The organism is Brevundimonas diminuta ATCC 11568 (assembly GCF_000204035.1).
In the GTDB taxonomy this organism is placed as follows: Bacteria; Pseudomonadota; Alphaproteobacteria; order Caulobacterales; family Caulobacteraceae; genus Brevundimonas; species Brevundimonas diminuta.
Genome location: NZ_GL883086.1, coordinates 1,628,173 through 1,630,594, shown reverse-complemented (window position 1 = coordinate 1,630,594; position 2,422 = coordinate 1,628,173). Strand labels below are relative to the sequence as shown.

The window sequence follows — 2,422 nt, the reverse complement described above, 5'->3', positions numbered from 1 at the left end:
TGGGAGGCGGGGCGGCGCCGGCTGGTCTGGCCCTCGGGCGCGGCGGCCTATGCGTTTTCGGCGGAAGACCCGGACAGCCTGCGCGGGCCGCAGTTTCATGCGGCCTGGGCGGATGAGTTCTGCGCCTGGAGAAACATAGAGGCGACGCTGTCGAACCTGAGGTTCGGGCTGCGGCTGGGGGCTGATCCCAAGCTGGCGATCACGACGACGCCGCGGCCGATCCCGGCGCTGAGGCGGTTGTTGGCCGAGCCGGGGGTGGTGAAGGCGCGGCTGGCGACGAAGGACAATGCGGACAATCTGGCGCCGGGGTTCTTGGGGCATCTGCAGGCGCTCTACGCCGGGACGCGGCTGGAGGCGCAGGAGATGGAGGGGCTGGTGGTCGAGGCCGACGGCGCCCTGTTCCGGGCCGAGGATCTGGCGCGGGCGCGGGGAAGCCGTCCGGCGCGGTTCGAGCGGGTGGTGGTGGCGGTTGATCCGCCCGCCAGCGCCCACGGCGACGCCTGCGGGATCGTGGCGGCGGGGCGCAGGGACAGGACGGGCTATGTGCTGGCGGATCGCTCGGCGCGGGGGCTGTCGCCTGCGGGCTGGGCGCGGCGCGCAGCCGAGACGGCGCGGGAGTTCGACGCCGACCTGGTGCTGGCGGAGGCCAATCAGGGCGGGGAGATGGTGCGCACCCTGCTGGGGCAGGCGAACTGTCCGGCGCAGGTCAAGCTGGTCCACGCCAGCCGGAGCAAGAAGGCGCGGGCGGAGCCGGTGGCGGCGCTCTATGAGCAGGGGCAGGTGGTCCACTGCGGGGCGTTTCCGGCGCTGGAAGAAGAGATGATGGCGCTGGGGAGCGAGGCGCCGGGGGCGAAGAGCCCGGACCGGGCGGATGCGCTGGTCTGGGCGCTGACGCACCTGCTGCTGGCCGGGAAGACGCAGCCGAGATTGCGGGCGTTGTGATCTGATCCTTCTCCCCTTGTGGGAGAAGGTGGCCCGGTAGGGCCGGATGAGGGGTTTTGCGACGGCGACCGCCGGATAAGGGCAAGCGGCAGCGCAACCCCTCATCCGTCAGCCCCTGGGTCAAGCCCGAGGGCTGCCACCTTCTCCCACAAGGGGAGAAGGGTAAGAGATCATGGAGAACCATATGGATTGGCGACGACCGTTCAGTCGGCGGCGCATGGCTGCGCCCGAGATCAAGGATAGCCGCACGGGGCCGTTGATCGCCCTGACTTTGGCTGGCCGTCCCCGGTGGACGCCGCGCGATTACGCCCATCTGGCCGATGAGGGGTTCGGCAAGAACGCCGTGGCCTATCGCTGCGTGCGGATGATCGCGGAGGCGGCGGCCTCGACGCCGTTGATGGTGATGGTCGGGGGCGTGCGGAGCGCGGAGCATCCGCTGGCGCGGCTGATCGACAAGCCCAATCCCGAGCAGTCGGGCGGGGAGTTGATGGAGGCGCTGTACGGCGCGCTGCAGACGGCGGGCAACGCCTATGTCGAGGCGACCGGAGACGCTGATGGCGACGGGGCGCCGGACGAGCTTTGGGCGCTGAGGCCCGACCGGGTGAAGGTGGTCCCCGGACGGGCGGGGTGGCCGGAAGCCTATGAGTATGCGGTCGGCGGGCGCGCGGTGCGGATCGCGCGGCATGGCGACGGCTGGTCGCCGGTCATGCATCTGAAGCTGTTTCATCCGACGGACGATCATTACGGATTTTCGCCTCTGGAGGCGGCGGCCTTCGCCATCGACGTGCACAACGCCTCGGGGGCGTGGAACAAGGCGCTGCTGGACAATGCGGCGCGGCCGTCGGGGGCGCTGGTCTATGGCGCCAAGGACGGGGAGCGGCTGACGGCGGATCAGTTCGAGGCGTTGAAGGCGGAGCTGGGCGAGGCCCATGCCGGGGCGCGCAACGCCGGGCGGCCGCTGCTGCTGGAAGGCGGGCTGGACTGGAAGCCGATGAGCCTGACGCCGCACGACATGGACTTCATCGCCGGCAAGCACGCGGCGGCGCGGGAGATCGCCCTGGCGTTCGGCGTGCCGCCGCAGCTGCTGGGGCTTCCCGGGGATGCGACCTACGCCAACTATCGCGAGGCGAACGCGGCCTTCTGGCGCGGGACAGTGATCCCGCTGGTGCGGAAGGCGGCGGGGGCGATGACGGGCTGGCTGGGGAGCCGCTTCGTCGATTGCCGGATCGAGCCGGATCTGGATGCGGTTCCGGCCCTGCAGGTCGAGCGGGATGCGCTGTGGGCGCGGCTGAATGCGGCGAGCTTCCTGACCGACGAGGAGCGGCGCCGGATGGCCGGGGTGGAGGCGTAATGGAGGCGATGAAGAAGATGCCCGTCGCCCTGATCGCGGCCCTGCTGGTGCAGACGGTGGGCGGCCTGGTGTGGGCGGGCGGGGCGGCGGCGCGGATCGCGACGCTGGAACAGCGCGTGGGCGAGCAGA

Annotated in this window: 2 protein-coding genes; both read left to right on the top strand. The window is 71.2% G+C overall.

The genetic code is table 11. The features are described from left to right. Window positions 1-942, top strand: a 942-nt coding sequence (locus BDIM_RS11770; RefSeq protein ID WP_040345962.1) for a phage terminase large subunit family protein, incomplete at its 5' end; no start/stop codon positions are given. 172 nt (window positions 943-1,114) lie between these two features. Next, window positions 1,115-2,293 carry a phage portal protein gene (locus tag BDIM_RS11765; protein WP_088491525.1) on the top strand — a complete coding sequence of 393 codons (1,179 nt, stop codon included), beginning with the start codon at window positions 1,115-1,117 and terminating at the stop codon, window positions 2,291-2,293. Window positions 2,294-2,422 lie beyond the last annotated feature (129 nt).

Bases quoted from the DNA above. Each gene is read 5' to 3' on its own strand.
- BDIM_RS11765 (WP_088491525.1), top strand. From the start codon at position 1,115: ATGGAGAACCATATGGATTGGCGACGACCGTTCAGTCGGCGGCGCATG.